Raw genomic sequence first — 22,691 nt, 5'->3', positions numbered from 1 at the left:
CTACTGCGCGGCCTCCACCCAGTCCGCGAACTGCGACCACGGCCCCGGCACCCCGTGAATGGGGACGATGGTCTCGACGTCGAGCCCCAGGCGCTGCACGTTGCGGTACAGGGTTCGGGCGCTGGCGTTGGGACTGGCGGGCAGCGACCCGCCGGGACCGGGCGGCGTGAAGAGGTCGGCCTGCACGAGGATCTTCTCGTGGGGCAGGTAGGCGATCAGCATGCCGGCGGCATGGGCCAGCCCCTGGACGTGGTGGATCTCGACGAGGCGCGTCGTGTCGCCGAGGATGTACTTCTCCCGTAGCGTCTCGAAGATGTAGCCCTCCGACCACTCCTCCGGCGGGAACAGCGAGAAGCGGTCCGGCTCGAGCAGCCAGGGTCGCGCCCGCAGGACCTCCTGGTAGTAGGGGCGGTTCCCCTCGTGGGTGACGACCGTCGCGCCCTCGTGCACGTAGGCGCGCATGCCGCCCAGGTGGTCCCAGTGATGGTGCGTCGTCACGATCCAGCGGATCGGCTTGCCGGGGATGCGCCGCATGATCTCGTCGATCACGGCGAGTGAGCGCGCCTCGTTCAGCGGCGCCTCGATGACGGCGACCTCGTCCTCGAACTCGACGGCCACGCTGTGGTGCGATCCGCCGGCCATCAGCCACACGCCGTCGGCCACCTCTTCCGCCTCCACGCGCATGGGGGGCGCCGGGGCGTTCCGCGCCGAGTCGGGGACGTCCAGTGCGGCATCGGCCACGTTCACCTCGACGTCGTCGATGGTCGACAGTTGGAAAGTGTGATCGCCGCCGCTGACGTTCGGCTCGTGGGCGCCGTCGTCGAAGTCCTGGTGCTGGTGCCAGTTCATCGGAAACATCATGCCCCCGCCCACGTCCTGATAGTTGGTGTAGACGGTCTCGTAGTACATGTCGCCGACGACCGGGTTGGGCATCCAGGTCTGCACGCGCTGAACGATGTTGTCCTCGGTGATGGTGCCGTTGATCCGGTACTTGTCGAGGGCGACGAACGAGACGACGGTCACCCGTCCGCCGTATTCGTTCCGCTCTACCGCAATCACGTCGTCAGCGGCCATCGCGCCCTTCAGAAAGCCGTGCGGCGTCAGGTAGATCTCCAGCCGACGGCGCTCCGCATCCTGTGGCCTCGGGACCACGCGATCGATTTGCCGGTTCCACGCAAACTCGCCCCGGACCATCCAATTCCGGATCCGGTCCCCGACGATCGGTGCGCCGCCGCCGCCCCGGGCGGGGTAGTTCCCCTGCCGGATGACCATCTCCTCGGTGGACGACTCCGTCTCGAAGTCGATGGTGCGTTCGTACTCCGCCAGCTCGAAGCGCGGCCAGTCCTCGGCCGGGGCGAAGTTCTGGCCCGCGGCGCCGACCCAGCCGCTCCCGGAGTACCGGATGGACATCATGTCGTCGACGCCCATCGTCTCGGCGGCGGCCTGTAGCATTGCCTGCGCGTCCTGCGCCGCCGCTGGCCCCGCCGCCAATCCCGACGCCAAGAGTGCAACCGCAATCAACAGTCCGACTCGCTTGGCCATGGCTACCTCCAGATTCCCCAGACTAGTCTTCCTGGGGTCGAAAAACCACCGAAATCGTTGCCAGCGAGCACGGCGTCCGGCAACTCAGCCGGCCAACGATGATCGTCACGTTCACGGCGAGCGCTCACCGGTTTCGTCGGCCGGCGACGGCCCGGGCGGACGCTGCTCGGCGTTCGCCTCGTCGGCGGATGCTTGGGCCGAGGCCGGACGTCGCGCGCGGCGGGACGGCATGCGCCCTGCCTGCTGCAGCGCGCGCCGCAGGATGAAATCGATCTGGCCGTTGACGCTGCGCAGCTCGTCCGACGCCCAGCGCTGCAGGGCGTCGAGCACGTCCGGATCCGTGCGCAGCAGGAACGGTTTGCGTGGGGCCATCCGCTAGTTCCGAGAAAGCCCGACGGCGCCGATGGCCGCCGGGCCTTCGCTGGTCGATGCGTTACTGGTGCAGGGTACCCGTGTTGACCACCGGCTGCGTCCCGCGGTCGCCGCACAGCACGACCAGCAGGTTGCTCACCATGGCGGCCTTCCGCTCCTCGTCGAGTTCGACGATCTCGCGGCTGGAGAGGCTGTCGAGCGCCATCTGCACCATGCTGACCGCGCCCTCGACGATTTGCGTGCGCGCCGCGATGATGGCGCCCGCCTGCTGGCGCTGCAGCATCGCGGCGGCGATCTCCGGCGCATAGGCGAGATGCGTGATGCGCGCCTCGAGCACCTCGACTCCTGCCTTGTGGAGCCGCCCCTGGATCTCCGTCTGCAACTGTCCGGCGATCTCCTCCGTATTGCCCCGCAGCGAGAGCTGGCCTTCCTTCTGCGTGTCGTACGGGTACTGCGTCGCGAGGTTCCGGACCGCGGACTCGCTCTGCACGTGCACGTAGTTCACGTAGTCGTCCACCTCGAACGTGGCTTCGGCGGTGTCGACCACCTTCCAGACCACCACGGCGGCGATCTCGATCGGGTTGCCCTCCGTGTCGTTCACCTTCGAGCGCCCCGTCTCGAAGTTGCGGACCCGCAGCGAGATGCGCCGCTTCGTGTAGAACGGGTTAGCCCAGCGCAGACCCTGGTCCTTCGCCGTGCCGACGTAGCGTCCGAAGAACTGCACCACGCGCCCTTCGTTCGGGTTGACCACGAAAACGCCCAGCATGAGGAAGATGAGGAGTGGAGCCAGCACGATGCAGGCCACGCCGAGCGGCGTCATGCCTGCCTGGATGAGGCTGAGCACGAGCACCGTGATGTCGAGCGCGAACAGGACGATCAGCGCGATGAGAACGACCAGGCCCGACTGGGCAGCGAACGGTTTCTCCTTGATCACCGATGCACCTCCTGGGTGGATTTCATAACAATATCATAGTGATATCATTCTGCGCAACCCGCCCCCGCATGGGCGAAACCGGTCCCGCACGTACGTACCCGCCCCCCGCACATACGGAGGGGGACACGTTTCCAGGTGCTGTGATAGTTTTCTGCTACCTACCCACTCTCCGCCCTACCTCCAACGCAAGCGGAAATGAGCGAATCGCAGGAACCGACCTCGAATCCCCGTCTGCGCTACGCCGTCGACGAATTGCCGTCGCTGGGGCTCACGCTCGGACTCAGCCTGCAGGTCGTGACGCTCGTCCTGACCGGCATCATCATCACGCCGATCATCGTGCTCAACGCCGCGAACTATCCGGCGGGAGTGGAGTGGACGGTGTTTGCGGCGCTGGTGGTCAGCGGCCTCGCGACGATCCTGCAGGCCCGGCCGGCGGGGCCGATCGGCGCCGGGTATCCCCTCTACATGGGGACGTCCGCCGCGTTCATCGGGGTCTCGGCGGCGGCCATCATTGCCGGCGGCCTGCCCCTGCTGGCGACGCTCGTGGCCGCCTCCGCGCTGGTGCAGTTCTTCTTCTCCGCACGCCTGTCGCTCTTTCGCAGGCTGATAACCCCCACCGTCGGCGGCACGGTGATCATGCTGCTCGCCGTCAATGTCTTTCCCATTACGACCGACCTGCTGGCGGGCGTTCCCCCCGGGGTCGACTCCCTCCACCTGGGCATACCGCTGGTTGCCCTCGTAACGTTCGTGACGATCACGCTGGTCTCGCTCTATGCGAGCGGCGCAACACGCCTGTGGGCGCCGCTCATCGGCATCGTCATTGGCACCACCCTCGCGGGCCTGCTCGGCATGCTGAACTGGACGCCGGTCCTCGAAGCGGCCTGGTTCGGACTGCCCCGGGCCGGCTGGCCGGGTATGGATCTGTCGTTCGACGCCCGGTTCTGGACTCTCCTCATCCCCTTCATCATCGTCACGATCATCGGGGCGCTGGAGACCTACGGCGACGCCATCGCCATCCAGCGCGTATCCCACCGCACCCTGGTGCCGGTGGACTTCAAGGTCGTTCAGCGCGCGCTGAACGCGGACGGGGTCGGCAACCTGCTCTCCGGCCTTGCCGGCACGGTTCCGAACACGACCTATTCCAGCAGCATCTCCATTGCCGACCTGACCGGCGTCGCGGCGCGGCGGGTCGCCCTCTTCGGCGGGATCATCATCGTCCTGGCCGGGTTCGTTCCGCTGTTGCCGGCGCTGCTGCAGATGGTGCCGGATGCGGTCGCCGGCGCGTACATCTTCATCTTCATCGTGCTGCTGTTCCGCCAGGGCATGCGAATGGTCACGGCGGGCGGGTTCGACTACGAGAAGGGGCTCATCGTCTGCATCTCGTTCTGGGTGGGTCTGGGCTTCCAGTACGGGGTCATCTTTCCCGACCATCTGCCGGAATGGTCGCGGGGCATCCTCGACAACGGCATGGCGAGCGGCGGAATCGTCGCCATGACTCTCACGCTGTTGACGTCGTTTCGGCGTCGCGCCCGGGCGGTCGTACTGGAACCCAGCGTGCGGTCGGTCTCGAAGTTGCGCGCCGCCCTGGACGTTGCCGCGGAACGCGCGGGCTGGGACGAGACGGCCACGAACCGCCTGGAGCTGGCGGGGGAGGAGGCCTTCCTGTATCTGCTCGAACGGCAGGACGAATCCGCGCCCCAGCCCGTCCGGGTCGCGGCCCGGCCGGTGGAAGACGTGCTCGAGATCGAGTTCGTCAGCGGTCCCGACAGCGCCAACCTGGAACTCCGGCTGAGTGAACTGAAGGAGGATCGCGTGGTGCTCGAGGAGGTTGGGGCGCGCCTGCTCCGGCACGTGGCGAAAGACGTACGACACGAACAGTTCTACGATCTGGACGTGCTGACAGTGACCGTGGACACCCGTCCGTTGGTCTGAAGGGGAGATCGACCGATGGCAACCAGCAGCGCCGAAGAACGGCGAGACGTTCGCTACGAGCCCGACGAGACGCCGCCCGGCGTGCTCTCGCTCGGGCTCGCGGCGCAGTACGCGATGGTCGCCGTCCCGAGCATCGTGCTGAGCCCGACCATCCTGATCACGATGGCGGGCGGCAGCGATGCCTATCTCTCCTGGGCGGTCTTCGCGGCGCTGGTCATCAGCGGGATCACGACCGCCATCCAGGCCCTGGGCCTCGGGCGCGTCGGCGCCCGCTACGTGATTCTGATGGGCAGCAGCAGCGCCTTTCTCGCCGTCTGCATCTCGGCGCTGGAGCAGGGCGGTCCCGGACTGCTGGCGACGCTGATCATCGTGTCGTCGATGGTCCAGTTCGCCCTCGCGGCGCGGCTGTCGGCGCTGCGGCGGATCTTCACGCCCACGGTAGCCGGCACCGTCATCATGCTGATCCCGGTGACGTTGGCGCCGGTCTTCCTGGGCAAGCTCGTCGACGTGCCGGAGGGAGCCTCGCCCCTGGCGGCGCCGGTCACGGCGGGCGTGACGCTGCTCTGTACGGTCGTGGCCGCGCTCCGGGCGCGCGGCGCGTGGCGGCTGTGGGGGCCGATTCTCGCCATCATCGTGGGCAGCGCGACGGGCGGATTCGCTTTCGGGATCTACGATACGCAGCGCGTGCTCGAGGCGGCCTGGATCGGCTTGCCGGAGCTTGCCTATCCCGGCCTCGATCTCGGGTTCGGGCCGGCGTTCTGGGCGCTTCTGCCGGCGTTCGTAATGGTGACGCTGGTGGGGGCCATGGACACGCTCGGCGACGCCATCGCCACCCAGCGCGTATCGTGGCGCAAGCCGCGCGCCGTCGATTTTCGTTCGATCCAGGGCGCCATGACGGCCGACGGGGTCGGCAACCTGCTGTCCGGTCTCGCAGGCACGCTGCCGAACACGACGTACGCCACGGGCATCTCCCTCGTGGAACTCACCGGCGTGGCGGCCCGGTCCGTGGGCGCCTGCATCGGGGTCGTCTTCGTCGTGATGGCGTTCGTGCCGAAGTTCATGGCTCTCGTCATCGCGATTCCCGGGCCGGTGGTCGCCGCCTATTTCATCCTCATCGTGGCGCTGCTGTTCGTCTTCGGCATCCAGATCCTCCAGCACGATGGCCTCGACGGCCGGAAGGGTCTCATCGTCGGTCTGGCCTTCTGGATCGGCGTTGCGTTTCAGCTCGACTGGATCTTTCCCGAGTTCTTCCAGGGCCAATGGAGCGATCTGCTCGCCAACGCCGTGACCGTCGGCGGGACGACGGTAATCGCGTTGACGCTGTTCCAGGAGTTCACGGGAGCGCGCCGCCAGCGCCTGCGGGTCGACCTGAGCCCTGAGGCGTTTCCGAAGCTCGACACGTTCCTCGCGAAGCTCGGCGCGCGGCGCGGCTGGGACGAGGAAATGGTCGAGCGGGTCCGCGCGGTGGGCGAGGAGACGCTCCTGCTGTTGAGCGGGAAGGACGCGGAACGCCCGCCCGGAGGCGACCGGCGCATGCTGCTGATCGCCCGCGGCGAGGGGGATGCCGCCGTGCTGGAGTTCATCGCCGCCACTGACGAGACAAACCTGGAGGACCAGATGGCGGTCCTCAGCGAGCGCGCCGTGAGCGGCCTGGTGGAGCAGGAAGTGTCCCTGCGTCTGCTGCGGCACTACGCCTCGTCGGTGCGCCACAGCCAGTTCCACGACACCGACGTCATCACGGTGCGCGTGGAGTCCGCGCAGCCGTGACAAGCCGTCCGAAACCTGCTTGATCTCGCGCTTGGGCGTGATAGGTTGGCGGCGAGGCCCTCATGACTGAAGAACACACGAGCCCGCCGCCGGCGCCCGCATATCCGCTCAGGTTGGAGATCGACTATCCGGAAGGTGGCCTGAGCCGTCTCACCACGGCGTTCCGCTTAGTGCTGGTGATTCCCATCGCCGCGGTTACCACGCTGCTGACGGGGGGCGCGGCTCAACCGACCGAGATCGACAGCGGGGCGGACGGCTGGTCGGCAGTGGTCTACGCGGGCGGCGTCGTATTCCTGCCGGCGCTGCTCATGATTCTGTTCCGGCGCAAGTACCCCCGCTGGTGGTTCGACTGGAATCTCGAACTCATGCGTTTCTCGACTCGTGTCGCCGTCTACCTGTTTCTGCTCCGCGACGAGTACCCCTCCACGGACGACCAGCAGGCCGTTCATCTGGACATCGACTATCCGGACGCCGCGCGCGACCTCAACCGGTGGCTGCCGTTGATCAAGTGGCTGCTCGCGATTCCCCACTTCCTGCTGCTGGCCTTGCTCTCAGTCTTCGGCCTGGTGGTGACCGTGATCGCCTGGTTCGCCATCCTCATCACCGGCCGCTATCCGCGGGGGCTCTTCGGCTTTGTTGTCGGTGTGACGCGCTGGTCGCTGCGGGTGCAGGCGTACATGCTCCTGCTGGTAACCGACCGCTACCCCCCGTTCCGTCTCGACCCGTAGCTGCTAGGGCTCGGCGAGCCGGAAGGCGCCGTTCCCGGGTGGAGAATCTGCCGGATGCGGACGCCAGTCATGGAGAGTATGATGGCCCGTGAAGCGAAGCGACGGATCGTGAGGAGGACACCATGAGCGGCAAACAACCGAGCCAGCGGCTGAGCGCGCAGCCCAGCGAGCGGCCCAGCCGGCGGCGGTTTCTCACGAAGGGCGCGGCGGCGGCCGGCCTGGTTGCCACGGCCCCGGCCCTGGAGTTCGCCGGCGGTTCGTCCGCGGCGGCGGCGCAGGTCCCGGTGATCGCCGACAACAACGACATCGAGAGCGTGCTCTACGGTCGGCGCTCGCGCTTCGTCACCACCACCCGCGAGATCGAGGGGCGGAGCCACAGCCAGACCCCCCGCATCCGGCCCAACCCGCAGCGGCCCAGCGCGCGCACGCCGCTGGCCGAGCTGACCGGAACCATCACGCCGACGTCGCTCCACTTCACGACGCAGCACTACTACGGCATCCCGGACATCAATCCGGCCGAGCACACGCTGATGGTCGAGGGGATGGTCGACCGGCCGCTCGTGTTCACGATGGCCGAGCTGCACCGTATGCCGTTCGTCACGCGCATCCACTTCCTGGAGTGTGTTGGCAACCGGCCGAACCCCCGCGGCGAGACCGTGACCGCGACACACGGCCGCATGGGGTGCAGCGAGTGGACCGGGGTGCCGCTGTCGGTCCTGCTCGACGCGGTCGGCGTGCGGAACGGCGCGTCGTGGATCATCGCGGAGGCGGTCGACGGCGGGAAGCACACCAAGAGCGTGCCCCTCGCCAAGGCGCTCGACGACGTCCTCGTCGCCTACGGCCAGAACGGCGAGCCGGTGCGGCCCGACCACGGCTACCCGCTGCGGCTCCTCGTGCCGGGGTTCGAGGGCATCTACAACGTCAAGTGGCTGAAGCGCATCAAGGTGGTCGACCAGCCCTACCTGTCGTTCCAGGAGCATTCGCGCTTCCTGACCCCGGATCCGAAGACGCAGCGGGACAGCTACGACTTCGGGCCCAACTCGGTCATCACGCACCCGTCGGGCGGTAACGAACTGCCCGCGCACGGCGCCTACGCCATCAGCGGGCTGGCGTGGTCGGGCAGCGGCAAGGTCACCCGCGTCGACGTCTCGACCGACGGCGGCGCGACCTATCAGGAGGCAGAGCTGGTCGGCCCGGTCCACTCGAAGGCCCACACCCGCTTCTGCCTGCCGTGGCGCTGGAACGGCGAGGAAACGGTGTTGCAGTCGCGGTGCCTCGACGAGCGGGACCAGCTTCAGCCGACCGAAGCCGAGTACGCGCGCTACTGGGGTCTCACGCGGGGACAGCTCTACGGGACCATCCAGAGCCAGCTCGGCCACTGCAACTGGATTCAGCCGTGGAAGGTAGGTTCCGATGGCAAGGTCACGAACGGGCTGGAGCCGACCGACGTCGTCGTCGACGTCCACGCGTAGCGGCCTGCACGGGGCGTGCCCGCCCGTCGCCGGCCCACGCGTCGCGAGCCTGCGCATCGTGAACGCGCTTGTCGCGGGGGCTGTCATGGCGGCCGTCCTGTTCGGCGGCGCGGCTCACGCCCAGCAGGAGGGACCCCTCGCCGGGCTCGGCCGTCCTCCCAGCGCGGGCGAGATGCGCGACGTCATCGTCGGGCCGGACGGCGCCGACCTCCCCGAGGGGAGCGGCAACGCGGCCGAGGGCGCGATGGTCTTCGCGCGCCGGGGCTGCTCGACCTGCCACGGCCCGACGGCTGAGGAGGGCCCCTCCATCCCCCTCGTGGGCGGCGACGTCACCACCCGCACCAACTACTGGCCGATCCTGCACTGGCCGTTCGCACCCAGTATCTGGGACTACATCCGCCGCGTCATGCCCTACGACCGGCCGGGCATCCTCACCGACGACGAAACCTACGCGGTGACCGCGTACCTACTCTTCCGCAACGGGATCATCTCGGAGGAAACCATCCTGGATGCGCAGACCCTGCCGCAAGTCCGGATGCCGCGCCGGGACGACTACGTGATGCCCGGCACGTGGACGCCGGAGACGCGGCGGGGATTCCAGATCGAACCGGATCGGTAATTCGCTCGTGTTGTCCGCCGGAGCCGGGAGGCTCTGCATATCAGCGTAGTAGTTGCTGTATTTCATGTAATTCAGCGATAATGGCGCGGATATGTACCGCCGCGTCCTGGATCTGCGGACCCTCGTCAAGGACCGCTCCGTCTTCCTGCTCGGCCCCCGCCAGACCGGCAAGAGCACGCTCGTCCGCCGGACGTTCCCCGAGGCGGCGTTCTACGACCTGCTCGAAGCCGACACGTTCCGGCAACTGAACAGCCGTCCCGAACTTCTGCGGCAGACGTTGGACCCACGCCGCGAGATCGTGGTCGTCGACGAGATCCAGAAATGCCCGTCGCTCCTGGACGAGATTCATCTGCTGATCGAGCGGAACCGGTCGCTCCGATTCGTGCTGACCGGCAGCAGCGCGCGCAAGCTCAAGCGGGGCGGCGCCAACCTGCTCGCGGGCCGTGCGCGCGTGGCGCGGCTGCACCCGCTGGTGTCGCCGGAGGTCAGTGACGACCGACTGCTGGATCGCGTGAACCGAGGCGGCCTGCCGGGGTTTCTCGACGCGCCCGCGTGGCGGGACGATCTCCGGGCGTACGTCGGGACGTACCTGAGGGAGGAAGTGCAGGCCGAAGGGCTCACTCGCTCGATCGGCAACTTCGGCCGCTTTCTCGACGTGGCGGGCCTGACCAACGGGGAGCAGGTCAATTTCGCGAACGTCGCCTCGGATGCGGGTCTCGCCCCAAGCACCGTGCGCGAGCACTATCGGATTCTCGAGGACACCCTCGTCGGCGAGCAGCTTCCCGCGTTTCGCGGCACCCGCACCCGGAAGCCAGTGGCGACGGCCAAGTTCTACTTCTTTGACGTCGGAGTCGCCAACACCCTGCGCCGCACCGGCGTCATCGAGCCGGGATCCGACGCGTATGGCCGCGCGCTGGAGCATCTCGTGTTTCTGGAGGTGCGAAGCTGGCTCGACTATCGTGGCCGCGATGACCCGCTGACCTATTGGCGCAGCCGGTCGCAGTTCGAGGTCGACCTTGTCATCGGCGATGCGGTCGCCATCGAGGTCAAGGCCAAGTCACGGGTCTCGGTCCGCGACTACAAAGGTCTGCTCGCTCTGGCCGAGGAGGTTCCTCTCGATCGGAAACTGGTGGTCTGCCACGAGCTCCGTCGCCGTCGGGACGACCACGGCGTCGAGATTGTGCCCGTACAGCGGTTCCTGCAGGAGTTGTGGGACGGCACCATCCTCGGGTGACGCGTGGCGCACCGGTTCCTGCTCGACACCGTGGCGCTGCTCACTCGCTGAGCGGGCTTGAGACCTGCTCGAGAAGCGCCTGTAGCCTCGGCAGCGCCTGCCGGTCCTTCTCCCTGTCAGCGGCTTGCTTCGAACGGATGATGTCGGCCAGCGACGCCACGGAAATGGAGAGGCCCCTGGCCGGCTCCATCGTCACCGCGTCTCTCTTCAGGTCCTCGTAGCCGGTCGTTCCGGCCGGGATAAACGCGACGTCCAACGCTCCCGCTCTCGTGGTCAGGCTGAGGAGAGCGTCCGGCCCTGATTTGCGCAGGAATCCCGCCGAGCAGTCGAAGGGGAGACCTTCCGGGACGCCGTCGGCGCGAATGCGCGCTTCGAGCGCCCGCAGGGCAGCGGCAAGCCGTTCCAGGTTGTCGGGATCGTACGCTGGCGCGATGTCGATATCGACGGTCACCCCCACGTCGCCGTGCAGGACCGCCGCCATCCCGCCGATCAGGACGAACCGGACGTCGGCATCGTGCAGTACCGCCAGCACCGCGGCCGGGTCGAACGTCGGTTTACCCACGGCTTCGCTCGCGCAACTGCTGGCGCCCGTGCAGGACGAACCGCGCTGCCCGGGTAGCGTCGGCCAGGCGTTGGGCGGGGGTCCGGCGGAGAGTCTGCGAGAATAGCGAAACGGTTTCGGGGTCGGGTTCGCCGAGACTCACTCGGGGTTCGAAACCCGCGGCGCGCACAAGCCGCTCGACCATGTCGGTGGACGGGGTACGGGCGCCAGACTCAATGCGGGCGATTGTCGACTGCGGCACTCCGGCCCGGCGGCCCAGTTCCGCCTGCGTCAAACCGGCACGCTTGCGCGCCTCCCGGACGAGATTGCGAAGGATCACCTGCCAAGCATATAGCCGATTGGCTATCCGGGGTGCAACTGGGAACTGGCGACCGCCGCAGGGGCGACATCGAATCGATCACAAGTCACGCCAGGCTTCCTCATCCTCCGGCGACACCCATTCGCTCATGGTTGCTGAGAGGCCCCGCAGGTACGCGTCCTGATCTGTCGCAACCTTCCGCACGATCAGGTGATCGCCCTCGATCTCAAAGGCGACGACGTCTCCTTCGCGCAGACCAGCGCCAACTCGAATGCGTTTGGGAATCGTCGTCTGGCCGCGTGCCGTAATCCTCGCTATCTCCATGTCTCTGATGCTATCGAGAATTCTGTCTTGTTGTTTGTGCACGTATTTCTGTACGTCTCCAGTCTGAAGGCCCTTGACGGGAGATGGGAGCACTGGCGTCCGGATTACCGCTGTAGTACTTTGCCGCGCGTGGCCACCCTCACGATTCGCATCGACGACAGACTGGACGAGGAATTGCGCAACGTGGCGGCACAAACCGGCGCCGGCAAGAGCGCCTTCGTTCGGGAAGCCGTTCGGCGCCACCTCGCGATCACGCGAGTCGGACAACTGCGGCGTCGTGTCGGGCCGTTCGCTGAAGCCCACGGCTGGTTGACCGACGAAGACGTGTTCAACGAGGTCTCGTGAGGACACTGCTGGACACGAATGTCCAGGTCGCCGCCTCCGCGAACCGCAGGTTCTGTCTTGACATCCTCCAGTTGGTGCTTGAGGAGCACCATCTGCTCATCGAGGCCGCCGAAGGCGTGAGTGATACGCTGACACCGCTGTAGGAGCCGATCGTGATCACCCTGGTCGAAGCGCTGAACTATCGCAGCTTGAGGTACGTCGCGCGGCCCCTGTCGCCGTTTCACGTCTTGGTTGGTCCGAACGCCTCGGGCAAGACGACCTTCTTGGACGTCATCGGCTTTCTTGGCGACGTCGTGTCGAATGGCCTGGAGAATGCGTTGGCGGACCGCGCTCCGGACCCTCGTGATCTGCTGTTTCGCCGCCAGGGGACTCGCCTCGAACTAGCGGTGGAAGCCGCGGTGCCGGATCAACTTCGCCAACTGGCACTGAACCCGAGTCTGGACACGGTTCGGTATCAAGTCACCATCGGCTTCGACGACACGGACCGCCAGTTTGAGTTCAAGGCTGAAACGCTCGTGCTCAGGAAGAAGGCGGAGGTGTCCAAGCCGCCGCAGCGTGAGTTGTTTCCAGAGCTTCCACCCTCATTGCCGGTGTCCTTGCAGGTTGGCATCCGGCAGCGTGACAACAAGGTGCTGATCAACAAGGTTTTCGGTGGGAACGACAACTTCTACAACGAGACCAAGCGGTCGGACCGAAGCTGGGCGCCGTCGTTCAGGCTCGGCCCAATGAGGTCGGCGCTCGGCAACCTCCCGGCGGATGAAGCATCCTTTCCCATCGCGACGTGGTTTCGCCAGTACCTCGGTTCCGGGATCCAGCGATTCATGCTCAACAGCCGAGAGATCAGACAGCCCAGTCCACCGACGCGCGTCGCGGGCTTCCTTCCGGATGGATCGAATCTCTCGTGGGTCGTGGCCCGGCTTCGGGAAAACGATCCGGACCGGCACCAGGCCTGGATAAGGCACCTGCGCACAGCGCTTCCCGACCTGATAGACATCAAGACCATAGAACGTCCAGAGGACCGCCACTGCTACATGACCTACGAATATGCAGGCGGTTTGAGCGTTCCGTCGTGGCTTGTCTCCGACGGTACCCTCAGACTGACGGCCCTCACGCTCCCGGCGTACCTCGCTGATCTCCGAGGCGTCTACCTGATAGAGGAGCCGGAGAACGGGATTCACCCCGGAGCGGTGGCGGCCGTCTACGATTCGCTGCGCTCTGTATACGCCGCCCAAGTACTGTTGGCGACGCACTCGCCCGTCGTGTTAAGCGTTGCGAGTACCGCCGACGTACTGTGTTTCGCGAAGGATGAGAACGGTGCTACCGACATCGTTCTCGGTTCTGAACACCCCAGGCTCCGCGGGTGGCAGGAGGATGCGGATCTTGGCACCCTGCTTGCATCCGGAGTGTTGGGGTGACGAGGAGGGATTTGGTCGTTCTTGTGGCTGACAAGGACATGGAACATGCGCTGAAGGGACTCTTTGCGAGACCGCAGTCGATGAGCATCCGGCCTGTTGTCTACGACACGTTCGTTCATCCGCAGCACGATCCGGCGTGCGCGAGGCGGGGAGTGTCGTTCCTGGCCCGCATGTCCACGCAGTACGATCACGGCTTGTTGCTTTTCGATCATGAGGGCAGCGGGCGTGAGGCGACCCCCAGCGACGAGCTCCAGCGAGAGATCGATGGACACCTTGCGACCTCAGCCTGGGGGGAACGGGCCAAAGCCGTTGTTGTGGACCCGGAACTTGAAGCATGGGTGTGGAGCCCGTCCCCGCACGTGGACGACGTGGCAGGATGGACGGGACGGGCGCCTTCGCTGCGCGAGTGGCTGGTGACCGAAGGCTGGTTGCGGGAAGGAGCGCCGAAGCCCGCGCGTCCGAAAGCCGCGTTCCATTCAGCGTTGCGCGCGGCAGGCGTCGCTCGTAGCGCATCTCTGTACCAGCAGATTGCCGAAAGGGTATCCCTTAGACGTTGCGAAGACCGTTCGTTCAGGAGGCTCCAGCGCACCCTGCAAGAGTGGTTTCCCGCCGACCCGGTATGACCGCGGACTACTCGTGACGTAGCGCGACCACCGGATCGAGCCGCGCCGCGCGTCGCGCGGGCCGGACGCACGCCGCCACCGACACGCCGCCCAGAAGGACGGCGACGGCCGCCTGGGTGATCGGATCGGTGGGCGCGGTGTCGACGAGCCAGCTCTCCAGCAGCCGGCCGACGGTCAGCGCGCCCCAGATGCCGGCGGCGAGTCCGATGCCCAGGGGGGCGAGGCCGCGGCGCAACACCATCCAGCCCACCTGACCGGTGCGGGCGCCGAGCGCCATTCGCACGCCGATCTCCTGCGTGCGCTGCGTCACGGCGCAGGCGGACACGCCGTACAGGCCGACGGCCGACAGGATCAGCGCGATCAATGCGAACGCGGCGAGCAGCGAACCTATAAGGCGTGGCAGAAACAGCGTGTTCCCGAGCACGGTGGTTAACGTGTAGACACGAACTGCTATGTTCGCGTCGAGATCGCGCACCGCGCCGATCGCCGCGGCGGTCTGCCGCTCGTCACCCCCGAGAATCTGCGTGAAGGGGAGCGGTTCCGCACGGTAGGGAGATAGGCGACCGGGATGGCCGGCGCCGCGCCGAAGCTCTGCCGCACCGTCGGCGAAATGCCGATGATCGTTAGCCACGGGGCATCCTCCGCCGCCCCGGCGCGCGGTGTCAGGCGGATTCGCTGGCCGAGCGGATCCTCGTCCTCGAAGAACGTATCGGCTAGGAGGCGGTTGACGATGGCCGTCTCGTTGCCGGCGGTTCCGTCGCGGTCGTTGAACGTGCGTCCACGTAGAAATCCCAGGTTCAGCTTCTCGAAGTAGGCGTCGGAGACGGTGACGACGCCCGCCCTCGGCGGAGGGGCATCGCCGGCGACGGGGCGCCCGTCGATCTCGAGCTCGCGGCGCGGCGCGGGCAGGAACGGCGGCCGGCTGGCCCGGGCGGCGGTCAGGGCGGGCGCGGTCAACGCGATCCGCTCGTCGAGGGTTCGGAAGAAGGCGAGGCGTTGCTCCGCCGACGGGTAGCGCGATTCCGGCAGGGTGAGCTGAATCGCGGACATGCCGGCGGGGTCGATGATGCGGTCCGCGTAGGCGAGGGTCAGCAGACTGCGCGCCATCAGCCCGCCGCCGGCCAGCAGCACCAGGGTGAGAGCCACCTCGACGGTCACCAGCCACGCCATCCAGCGGCGCGCCGGACCCCCGCCGCCCGGACTGCGCACCCCGCTGGTCGAGACATCCCGGACGTTGGCGCTCGACGCGTGGAGGGCGGGCGCGAGCCCGAACACCGGCACGGTCGCCAGACAGGCCAGGGTCAGGAACGCCAACACGCGGCCGTCGACCGGGAAATCGATCCAGAAGGGAGCATCCAGCGGCTCGACGCCCATCGAGAGCAGTTGGGCCGCGAGCGCGGCGAACGCGAGACCGAGCACGCCTGCGAGTCCGGCGAGGACGCCGTTCTCGACGAGCAGTTGGCGCACGATGCGTCCCCGCGTCGCGCCCAGCGAAGCCCGCATGCCGACCTCGCGCGAACGGCGGGCGGCCCGTGCGAGCAGCAGGTTGGCGGCGTTGGCGCACGCAATCAGCAGAACGAGCACGGCCGCCGCCAGCACCGCGTTCAACGCCCCCTGAAACTGCGGGTGGAAGTACTCGTGGAAGGGGGCGACGTGCGCCCGCAGTCCGGCGTTCGTGTCGGGATACGTCCCGACCAGGCCGGCCGTGACCGCATCGAGATCCGCCTGGGCCTGGTCGAGGCTTACGCCGTCCGCGAGGCGGCCGACGACACTGAAGGCCCGCTGGTCGCGCTCCTGCTCCGCGAGGCCGGGGGTGAGCGACAGCGGCTGCCACAGTTCCGCCCAGAACGGAAACTGGAAGCCCTCGGGCATCACGCCGATGACGGTCGAGGCGACATCGTTGACCCGGATGACGCGGCCGAGGACGTCCGGATCCGCGCCGTAGCGGGTCGTCCAGATGCCGTGTCCCAGCAGCACGACGGGCGGCGCGCCCGGACGGTCGTCGTCCGGCCGGAAGTCGCGGCCCAGCACTGGCGGGGCGCCGAGGAGGCCGAACGTGTTCGCGGTCACGCGCGCCCCGTAGAACTGTTGCGTGCCCAATCCCGGGTCGGAGACGTTCAGTGGCGGCTGGCTGTACGCTGCGATGTCCCGGAAGTTCTCGGCCGCATCGCGCCAGTCCCGGTAGTCGAGGTAGGAGACCGCCTGATCGGCCCCGGTCTCGTCGCGCATCGCCAGCGCCATGACGCTCCGCTGGTCGTCGACCGGAAGCCTCCGGAGCAGCAGGCCGTTGTAGGCGGTGAACGCGGCGCTGGAGATCCCCAGACCCAACCCGAGCGCAAGCACCGCCCCCGCCGCCGCCCAACGGTCCTTCAGCAGCAGGCGCAAGGTGAACCGCACGTCCTGCCCGATCTCCTCAAGCCACCGCGTCCCGCGCGCGTCGCGGCACAGCTCCTTGATCTGATCGAGGCCGCCGAACTCCAGCCGCGCGTGCCGGCGCGCCTCCCGCGGCGCCATCCCGGCCCGGACGTGGTCGGCCGCCTGCCGCTCCACGTGGTCGCGCAGCTCGCGGTCCAGCTCGTCCTCGGCCCGGCTGCGTTTCCAAAGACGGCCCCACCAGCTCACCGCGCATCTCCGTCCGCCGTCCCCGGAATCAGCGGCAGTTCGGTCCTGGGTGTGTCCATCGCTGTATGCCTCTGACTTCTACATGTAGTAGCGGATCAACGTGTAGAAGATCAAGGCATTTTGTTGGCGTCGCCGTCGCGCTGGAGGTCCTGTAACATTTACGTTGACATTGCAACAGATATGTTGCCATCATCGGGTGCGTGTCCGAGACGTTCAATCAGCCTCTACACCGGACGGGCGGAGAAGGAGACGTAGGCGAATGTTGCGCTACCCGGTGAGGTTGACGACCGAGGGTGAACGTGTACTCGTGGACTTCCCGGATTTCCCGGAGGCTCATACCTTTGGGGACACACGGGAAGAAGCTCTGACACGGGCATCTGACGCCCTGTTGACCGTGATCGATGCGTACATGAAGGACCGGCAACGCCTGCCACAGCCCTCCAGAGGAAGGGTAGTGGTCGATGTTCCACCATTGGCCGTGCCAAAGATCGAGCTGTACAACGCAATGCACCAGCAGAGAATTACAAAGGCTGAACTTGGGCGGAGGCTCGGTTGGCATATGCCACAGGTCGACCGCGTCCTCGATGTTCACCACGCTTCCCGTATAGACAGGCTGCAGCAGGCGCTTCAGGCCGTTGGTCGGCGACTGGAAGTAACGGTCGTTGACGCGTGAGGGTGCGCGCTGGAACTGCGACTAGACGCCAAGTCTTGACACCGAACTGCGCGGGCGGGACGCTGCTGCTAAATAGGGCGTGGCGTCACCGGAACAGTGTTTCGAGCGCGCCGCGCTGCGCCGCATGCTTCCCGGGATCGGCATCCTTGAGCCTCTTCAGGTTGAGCAGCTTCCAGCGAACGGCCGGAAGGTCCGCCGCTTCGGGCAGGCCGATCAGTTCGAAGTCGGGTTCGGCATCGTGGAGGGAGAGGAGGAACTCCGCGACATCGCCACGCAGCCGCGATCGGATATCGGCGTGCAAGCGCCGGCCTACCTCGGCGAGGGCCTCCCGGGATACCGCCTCGCGCGTCATGCCGACGAACTCATCGTCATAGAGGCCCTCGTTGAAAGGCGTTGCCGGGGCCAGGAGTTCGTGCATCGGTCGGCCCGAACTCGCCACGTAGACCATGAACACACGGAACAGATCGTCGGTCAGGCCTTCGTTCTCGTAGAGGAGCTTCACGTCGAAGAGGTCGCGCGGGTGCCGACGGTCGAGTGCCGCGTGGAGCTTACCGCCATACAGGTCGTCGAAGGCCAGCACGTTCGCCTCGACAAACCCGAACCGCTCCGTCACCGCCTCGGACGCCGCCATCGATCGCGCCCTATACACGGCTCCCCGCGCTACCGGGGACGTCTCTATCTTGATCCGTACGTGGCCGTCGTTGACCATGACTCGAGTGTCGCTGCCCCCGCCCCCGGCGATGCGGCGCGCGTCGAACCGAGGGTTGCGGCCCGCGATGGCCGCCGCGATGCGGTCGAGTGCAGCGTCGATGTCCCGGAGCGACGACTGGCGGTCCGCCACGGGTAGCCAGATCAGGTCGACATCGACGGACAGCCTCGGCAGGTCCCGGTAGAACAGGTTGATGGCCGTGCCGCCCTTGATCGCGAACGCGGTTTCCCGCGCGATGTCCGGCAGGACGCTCAGCAGCAGGCGGACCTGCGCCAGGTACCGGTCAAGCATCGCCGTCCGCCCCTTGAGGCTCCGCGGGCATCAGGGCGTCGGGCACGGAGATGTGGTAGGCCGGATGGAACCGCCCGCCCTCGACAAGGGCCCGCGGCCCGGAGCCGAAGTCGATAGCCGAGGTGTCGAGGTACTTGCGCCATGCGTGCCGATGCCGGTCCGCGAAGACGAAGAACAACCTGCGCACTTTCACGCTGCGGCAGGTGCCGAGCAGCGCCGTGAGCTGTCTGGGCCGCAGCGACTCCAGCCCCTCGAAGACCCTGTCGAGGTTCTCGAAGCTCGCGTGCCGCGGCAGCTCGTCGAGCGCTTCGAGGATGGCGCGCTCGGGCGACGATACCTGGATGGGCCAGCGCCATACATCGATCGCAGTCCCGACCCCGAATTCGGACTCGTCTATGCCTATCGGATCGTCGCCGAAGAGCGTGCGCCGACGCACGACGATCTCCGTCGGCATCGGCAGGCGCTTCAGCCAGGAAGGCACGTCGCCGTAGAACTGCACCCGCCGCGTTCCTCCGAGGCTCAGGTAGTGCACATGGCCGGCCAGGTCGAGAGCGCTCTCTCCGCCCAGATGCACGGCGTAGTTCATGAGTCGTTGCAGGGAGAGGAGGAGAATGGCCCAGGACTCGCCGTTGCCACCCCGGCCGGTTTCCGGCACCGGGCGGCGATACACGCCGCGGACGACGCGTTCGAGCCAGCCGCGGGCGACATAGTCGTGGATGGACTTGGGGTCGATACTCCGGGCCTTCAGCCATGGTGTGTCCACCAGGAAGCCGGGCGGGACCGTATCGAGGAGCGGTTTCAGCCGCGGCGTTCTTGAATGGTTCATAACCATTAATATTATACAATATTAAAATTTCTCCCAAGATGTATTTTGTCTTTCACCTACTGCATGGCTTATTGCCATTAAAAACAAAAAATTCTAAACGCTGGTCTCGTCGATGACCGTGGACGGCGTTTCGGTCAGGGACCGGGGGCTGCGTTGCACCCTTAATGGCCGCCTACCGTTGTCAGAAAGTGATAACATTATTAATGACAGCGACTGACCGCGATCCTGGGCTGGATACGCTTCTTGACCTTCATGGCCAGACGCTGTTCGTGGATGAAGTCGGACATTGGGTGAAGTTCGTTGTGGTGCGAACCGAGACGAGTGTGGAACGGCCGCACGGGCTCAGCTACTCGCTGACGCTTCACGCCCCGGATGGCACGAGGCTCGTCGGTTTCGACAATGCGCACCCGGTGAGGGAGCGGCAGGGGACGGGCACGCGGCGCCGCCGCCGGAGCGACCACCGTCACCGGCTGCTGAGCATCGGACCGTATGACTAAAAGGACGCGGCTACCCTACTCGAGGACTTCTGGAACGAAGTGGACGGCGTGCTGAGGAAAAGGGGATCGCTGCGATGAAAACGCTGAAGATCGGAATCGCCGACTACGACCGGATGAAGGCGCGCACGATGGCGATCGCGCGGGGCGAGCACAAGCCTGGCGGGGGCGAGCCGACGGTCTGGTTTACCTCGATCGAGAGCTTCGCCAAAGTGCTCTCGGGGCGCAATCGCGAGTTGCTGGCGCTGATCGCCGGGAAGAAACCCAGTTCTCTGGCCGAGCTGGCAGAGCTCTCCGGGCGACACAAGTCGAACCTCTCGCGGACGCTCAAGACGATGGCGCGCTACGGGCTCGTCGAGTTGAAGGTGGGGCAGGGCGGCACGCTGGTGCCTCGGGTGCCGTTCGACCAGGTGAGGTTGGATGTCTCGTTGACACAAGCCGCGGCGGCACGATTGCAGCGACTTCAGTTCGAATCGCCGTCCGCCCCTTGAGGCTCCGCGGGCATCACAGCGTTGGGCACGGAGATGTGGTCGGCCGGATGGAACCGCCCGCCCTCGACCAGGGCCCGCGGACAGTTGGTTCGCGCACTGACAGGAAGTGACAGCAGGCAACTGTAGAATCCCCGCCGCGCCCGGTCAGAATCCGCTTGCGTGAGATTCGACGGCGCGGCGGCTGAGGAAGATCGATCCGCTGGAGTAGACCAATGGTCCCCAGACTTTGCGGCGCCGAGTACCTGCGCGACTACAAGATTCTCGCTACCTTCGAGGACGGCAAGACGGGTGTCGTCGATCTGGAGCATGAACTGTGGGGCGAAGTGTTCGAGCCGTTGCGGGACGTCGGGCTGTTTCGACGCTTCAAGTTCGATGCCGAGGCCGACACCATCGTGTGGCCGACCGGCGCCGATCTGGCCCCGGAGTACCTGTACGAGAACGCCGTTGCCGTCGCTCCTCCGCCGGTCGCGGAGCCGGGGGTCGATCAGCCGTTCTTCCCGGTGTCGAAGGTACGCGTCCGTACGTCGGATACCGGTCACAGGTTTCGGCGGCAATGGGCCGTCGTGGCGGACGACACGCGGGAGATCTTCTCCATCGTGCCCGAGGGCTACCGGCTGGTGACGAACACGCGTGCGTACGAGCTCGGCAGCCTGGCGTTCGCGCTGGTCTTCGGCGCCGATGCGACGTCCCGGCTGAAGGTGTTCAACGTCACCATGCCGGCGACGAGGTCGTGGGCGCACATCGACCTGACGGCGGACGGTCTCGAGTTCGCGCCGTGGAAGAAGGACACGTGGCTACCGTTTCTGCGCGTGACCAACAGCTACAACCGCAGCCATGCGCTCGGGTTCAAGGTCGGCGTCTGCCGGTGGATCTGCACCAACGGCCTGATCTTCGGCGAGCGGTCGTTCAAGCTGAAGATCACGCACGCGAAGGACCAGAACCTGGAAGGCCGTCTCGTCGAGGAGTTCGGGCACCGGCGGTTCGACTGGACGGAGTACGGTGAGAGGCTCCGGAAGCTGACGCGGCTGTTGGTGCCGAAGGAGCGTTTTCTGGCCGGGATACTGGAGATTCTCGGTGTGAAGCCACCGGCCAGGCTGCCGCGGCAGAGGGCGCGGCGCGACGGATGGTCGCGCCTGGGGTCGCACCTGTCCGGGCTGGGTCATCGCTACCAAGAAACGCTCGGCGCCAACGCCTACGCGCTCGTCAACGCGGCATCGGAGTACGCGGGCGACGTGCACGCCCCCCTGATGACGACGGCGCGCGTCGACGCGCTGCAGTCTCGCTGCGGCAGTTGGGTCGACAGGGTTCTGAAGCGTTACGGCTCGGAGTTCGCAACCCGGCCTACTATCGATATCAGCCCGGGAAGCACGGATGCCGCCGAGCAACTGCTGGCCCTGGAGCGAAGCGGCACCTGAAGCGGCACAACGAACGGGCGATCATGACGAACGCCAGGAAGTAGCGGTTCAGCAGGCTACGCGCCGCGCAGCACGTCCATCGGATCGATCCGGGTGGCCTGACGCGCCGGTAGCCAGCAGGCAACCAACCCAACGCCGAGTAGCAGCGCCATGCGCATGCCGATTTCCCTCCGGCGCTGTGCCACCGTGTAGCTGAGAAGGCTGTAGAGGCCGACGGCAGCCGGGCCCAGCTCTCCGTCTGTTCCCGCAACTGCGCCCGGCCCTTCGGCGTCAGCCGGTAGAACTTCGCGTCGCGGCCCGTGACTTCTACATGTAGTACAGGATCGATGTGTAGAAGGTCAAGGCGTTCGACCCGCTCTGTCCCATCCCTCGCCCGCTTCAGTTTCAAGCCAACCGACGGTGGTATTCTGGAGGTTGGACTCGGGAGGGAAGGCCATGGTGACGGAGGCGACCCGGCGCGCTGTCTGGAACGATTTGCTGGACGTGACCAGGGTGGCCCGCTACGCGGAGGCGATGGGTTCCCAGTACCGCTTGCGTCATCTGTCCATTCGTCTCGGCCTGCTCGTGGCCGCTTCGGGCAGCATGGCGACGTTGCTGGACGCGCTCGGGGGACATTGGCGGATCGGCTTCGGTCTGGCGATCGCTGCTCTGATCGCGGCGGACTTCATGCTCGACTACGCAACCAAGATCGCCGTGCTGAGTTCCACGAAAAGGGAGTGCAACGTTCTCGAGGCCGAATGGCGGGAGCTCTGGCTGGACGTGGACTCGCCCGAGTCCACGGATGCGGAGATTCGGCGTCGCAGCCGGGAACTCGGCCGGCAGTTCGAGCGGGCGACCTCGCCCATGGACGAACAGGTTCGCGTCAGCAACAGGACGAACGTGCGCTGTACGACGGCGGCCTTCAAGGTGACACGAGAACAGTATGCCTCCTCGCCGTAGCCTGGAGGAGCGCACGGGCGGCGGCCCGAGTCGGCCTCCGAACGTCCCCGCACCGCCTCCGCCC

The 22,691-nt window shown here is 66.6% G+C and carries 23 protein-coding genes and 2 pseudogenes; 14 read left to right on the top strand and 11 right to left on the bottom strand.

Annotation, left to right across the window (positions count from 1 at the left end):
- From F4Y45_03900 to F4Y45_03890, 3 genes are all read right to left on the bottom strand, one after another.
- Positions 1-1,542, bottom strand: a complete 1,542-nt coding sequence (locus tag F4Y45_03900; GenBank protein ID MXY23650.1) for an MBL fold metallo-hydrolase — start codon at positions 1,540-1,542, stop codon at positions 1-3.
- A gap of 111 nt (positions 1,543-1,653) precedes the next feature.
- Positions 1,654-1,914 (bottom strand): hypothetical protein, encoded by a 261-nt coding sequence (locus tag F4Y45_03895; protein MXY23649.1) that lies wholly within the window; start codon positions 1,912-1,914, stop codon positions 1,654-1,656.
- 61 nt (positions 1,915-1,975) lie between these two features.
- Positions 1,976-2,734 (bottom strand): SPFH domain-containing protein, encoded by a 759-nt coding sequence (locus F4Y45_03890; GenBank protein ID MXY23648.1) that lies wholly within the window; start codon positions 2,732-2,734, stop codon positions 1,976-1,978.
- Between the two features lie 309 nt (positions 2,735-3,043).
- Between F4Y45_03890 and F4Y45_03885 the strand changes: the two genes are divergently transcribed.
- The 6 genes from F4Y45_03885 (at position 3,044) to F4Y45_03860 (ending at position 10,600) form a co-directional block, all read left to right on the top strand.
- Complete coding sequence (locus F4Y45_03885; protein MXY23647.1) at positions 3,044-4,780, top strand: hypothetical protein; 1,737 nt, start codon at positions 3,044-3,046, stop codon at positions 4,778-4,780.
- Positions 4,781-4,795: 15 nt separating this feature from the next.
- Positions 4,796-6,547: a hypothetical protein gene (locus F4Y45_03880; GenBank protein MXY23646.1), complete on the top strand. Its 1,752-nt coding sequence runs from the start codon at positions 4,796-4,798 to the stop codon at positions 6,545-6,547.
- A gap of 62 nt (positions 6,548-6,609) precedes the next feature.
- The gene (locus F4Y45_03875; GenBank protein MXY23645.1) at positions 6,610-7,275 is read left to right on the top strand and encodes a DUF4389 domain-containing protein; all 666 of its coding nucleotides are present in this window, start codon (positions 6,610-6,612) and stop codon (positions 7,273-7,275) included.
- Between the two features lie 122 nt (positions 7,276-7,397).
- Positions 7,398-8,747, top strand: a complete 1,350-nt coding sequence (gene soxC / locus F4Y45_03870) for a sulfite dehydrogenase (protein MXY23644.1) — start codon at positions 7,398-7,400, stop codon at positions 8,745-8,747.
- 85 nt (positions 8,748-8,832) lie between these two features.
- A complete protein-coding gene (locus F4Y45_03865; protein ID MXY23643.1) occupies positions 8,833-9,366 on the top strand; it encodes a cytochrome c in 534 nt (177 codons plus the stop codon).
- A 91-nt stretch (positions 9,367-9,457) separates the two neighbouring features.
- Positions 9,458-10,600: an ATP-binding protein gene (locus F4Y45_03860; protein ID MXY23642.1), complete on the top strand. Its 1,143-nt coding sequence runs from the start codon at positions 9,458-9,460 to the stop codon at positions 10,598-10,600.
- 40 nt (positions 10,601-10,640) lie between these two features.
- Here the strand turns inward: F4Y45_03860 and F4Y45_03855 are convergent, their stop codons facing one another.
- The 3 genes from F4Y45_03855 to F4Y45_03845 are packed head-to-tail and all read right to left on the bottom strand — an operon-like array spanning position 10,641 to position 11,784.
- Positions 10,641-11,162: a hypothetical protein gene (locus F4Y45_03855; protein ID MXY23641.1), complete on the bottom strand. Its 522-nt coding sequence runs from the start codon at positions 11,160-11,162 to the stop codon at positions 10,641-10,643.
- Positions 11,155-11,556 (bottom strand): helix-turn-helix transcriptional regulator, encoded by a 402-nt coding sequence (locus tag F4Y45_03850; GenBank protein ID MXY23640.1) that lies wholly within the window; start codon positions 11,554-11,556, stop codon positions 11,155-11,157. Before F4Y45_03850 ends, F4Y45_03855 begins: the two co-directional genes overlap by 8 nt.
- A gap of 3 nt (positions 11,557-11,559) precedes the next feature.
- Positions 11,560-11,784, bottom strand: coding sequence for an AbrB/MazE/SpoVT family DNA-binding domain-containing protein (locus F4Y45_03845; GenBank protein MXY23639.1), 225 nt, complete (start codon positions 11,782-11,784; stop codon positions 11,560-11,562).
- 129 nt (positions 11,785-11,913) lie between these two features.
- On the opposite strand from F4Y45_03845, the gene F4Y45_03840 reads away from it, so the two are divergent.
- The 3 genes from F4Y45_03840 to F4Y45_03830 all read left to right on the top strand — a co-directional run bounded on the left by F4Y45_03840 (position 11,914) and on the right by F4Y45_03830 (position 14,167).
- The gene (locus F4Y45_03840; GenBank protein ID MXY23638.1) at positions 11,914-12,129 is read left to right on the top strand and encodes a CopG family transcriptional regulator; all 216 of its coding nucleotides are present in this window, start codon (positions 11,914-11,916) and stop codon (positions 12,127-12,129) included.
- A gap of 152 nt (positions 12,130-12,281) precedes the next feature.
- Positions 12,282-13,544, top strand: a complete 1,263-nt coding sequence (locus tag F4Y45_03835; GenBank protein MXY23637.1) for an ATP-binding protein — start codon at positions 12,282-12,284, stop codon at positions 13,542-13,544.
- A 23-nt stretch (positions 13,545-13,567) separates the two neighbouring features.
- Positions 13,568-14,167 (top strand): hypothetical protein, encoded by a 600-nt coding sequence (locus F4Y45_03830; GenBank protein ID MXY23636.1) that lies wholly within the window; start codon positions 13,568-13,570, stop codon positions 14,165-14,167.
- 7 nt (positions 14,168-14,174) lie between these two features.
- Here the strand turns inward: F4Y45_03830 and F4Y45_03825 are convergent, their stop codons facing one another.
- Both F4Y45_03825 and F4Y45_03820 read right to left on the bottom strand, forming a co-directional pair.
- Positions 14,175-14,798, bottom strand: a complete 624-nt coding sequence (locus F4Y45_03825) for an FtsX-like permease family protein (protein ID MXY23635.1) — start codon at positions 14,796-14,798, stop codon at positions 14,175-14,177.
- The gene (locus tag F4Y45_03820; GenBank protein MXY23634.1) at positions 14,618-16,789 is read right to left on the bottom strand and encodes an FtsX-like permease family protein; all 2,172 of its coding nucleotides are present in this window, start codon (positions 16,787-16,789) and stop codon (positions 14,618-14,620) included. The genes F4Y45_03825 and F4Y45_03820 overlap by 181 nt, the downstream gene beginning before the upstream one ends.
- Positions 16,790-17,048: 259 nt before the next feature.
- Here F4Y45_03820 and F4Y45_03815 point away from each other — a divergent pair, with 259 nt between their 5' ends.
- Positions 17,049-17,462 (top strand): type II toxin-antitoxin system HicB family antitoxin, encoded by a 414-nt coding sequence (locus F4Y45_03815; protein MXY23633.1) that lies wholly within the window; start codon positions 17,049-17,051, stop codon positions 17,460-17,462.
- A gap of 85 nt (positions 17,463-17,547) precedes the next feature.
- On the opposite strand, the gene F4Y45_03810 is transcribed toward F4Y45_03815, so the two are convergent.
- Positions 17,548-18,462: a nucleotidyl transferase AbiEii/AbiGii toxin family protein gene (locus F4Y45_03810; GenBank protein MXY23632.1), complete on the bottom strand. Its 915-nt coding sequence runs from the start codon at positions 18,460-18,462 to the stop codon at positions 17,548-17,550.
- Positions 18,455-19,288 carry a hypothetical protein gene (locus tag F4Y45_03805; protein MXY23631.1) on the bottom strand — a complete coding sequence of 278 codons (834 nt, stop codon included), beginning with the start codon at positions 19,286-19,288 and terminating at the stop codon, positions 18,455-18,457. Before F4Y45_03805 ends, F4Y45_03810 begins: the two co-directional genes overlap by 8 nt.
- A 203-nt stretch (positions 19,289-19,491) precedes the next feature.
- On the opposite strand from F4Y45_03805, the pseudogene F4Y45_03800 reads away from it, so the two are divergent.
- From F4Y45_03800 to F4Y45_03790, 3 genes and pseudogenes are all read left to right on the top strand, one after another.
- A pseudogene (locus F4Y45_03800) lies at positions 19,492-19,863 on the top strand (hypothetical protein).
- Positions 19,860-20,273 (top strand): helix-turn-helix domain-containing protein, encoded by a 414-nt coding sequence (locus tag F4Y45_03795; GenBank protein ID MXY23630.1) that lies wholly within the window; start codon positions 19,860-19,862, stop codon positions 20,271-20,273. Before F4Y45_03800 ends, F4Y45_03795 begins: the two are co-directional and overlap by 4 nt.
- A gap of 212 nt (positions 20,274-20,485) precedes the next feature.
- The gene (locus F4Y45_03790; protein MXY23629.1) at positions 20,486-21,688 is read left to right on the top strand and encodes a DUF2442 domain-containing protein; all 1,203 of its coding nucleotides are present in this window, start codon (positions 20,486-20,488) and stop codon (positions 21,686-21,688) included.
- A gap of 217 nt (positions 21,689-21,905) precedes the next feature.
- Here F4Y45_03790 and F4Y45_03785 read toward each other — a convergent pair.
- Positions 21,906-21,989: pseudogene (locus tag F4Y45_03785) on the bottom strand (PadR family transcriptional regulator).
- 134 nt (positions 21,990-22,123) lie between these two features.
- On the opposite strand from F4Y45_03785, the gene F4Y45_03780 reads away from it, so the two are divergent.
- A complete protein-coding gene (locus F4Y45_03780; protein ID MXY23628.1) occupies positions 22,124-22,627 on the top strand; it encodes a hypothetical protein in 504 nt (167 codons plus the stop codon).
- Positions 22,628-22,691: the final 64 nt, after the last annotated feature.

Source organism: Acidobacteriota bacterium (assembly GCA_009838525.1).
Lineage (GTDB): Bacteria > Acidobacteriota > Vicinamibacteria > Vicinamibacterales > UBA8438 > VXRJ01.
Note: the sequence above shows the minus strand (reverse complement) of the source record. Positions and strands in the feature narration are given on the sequence as shown.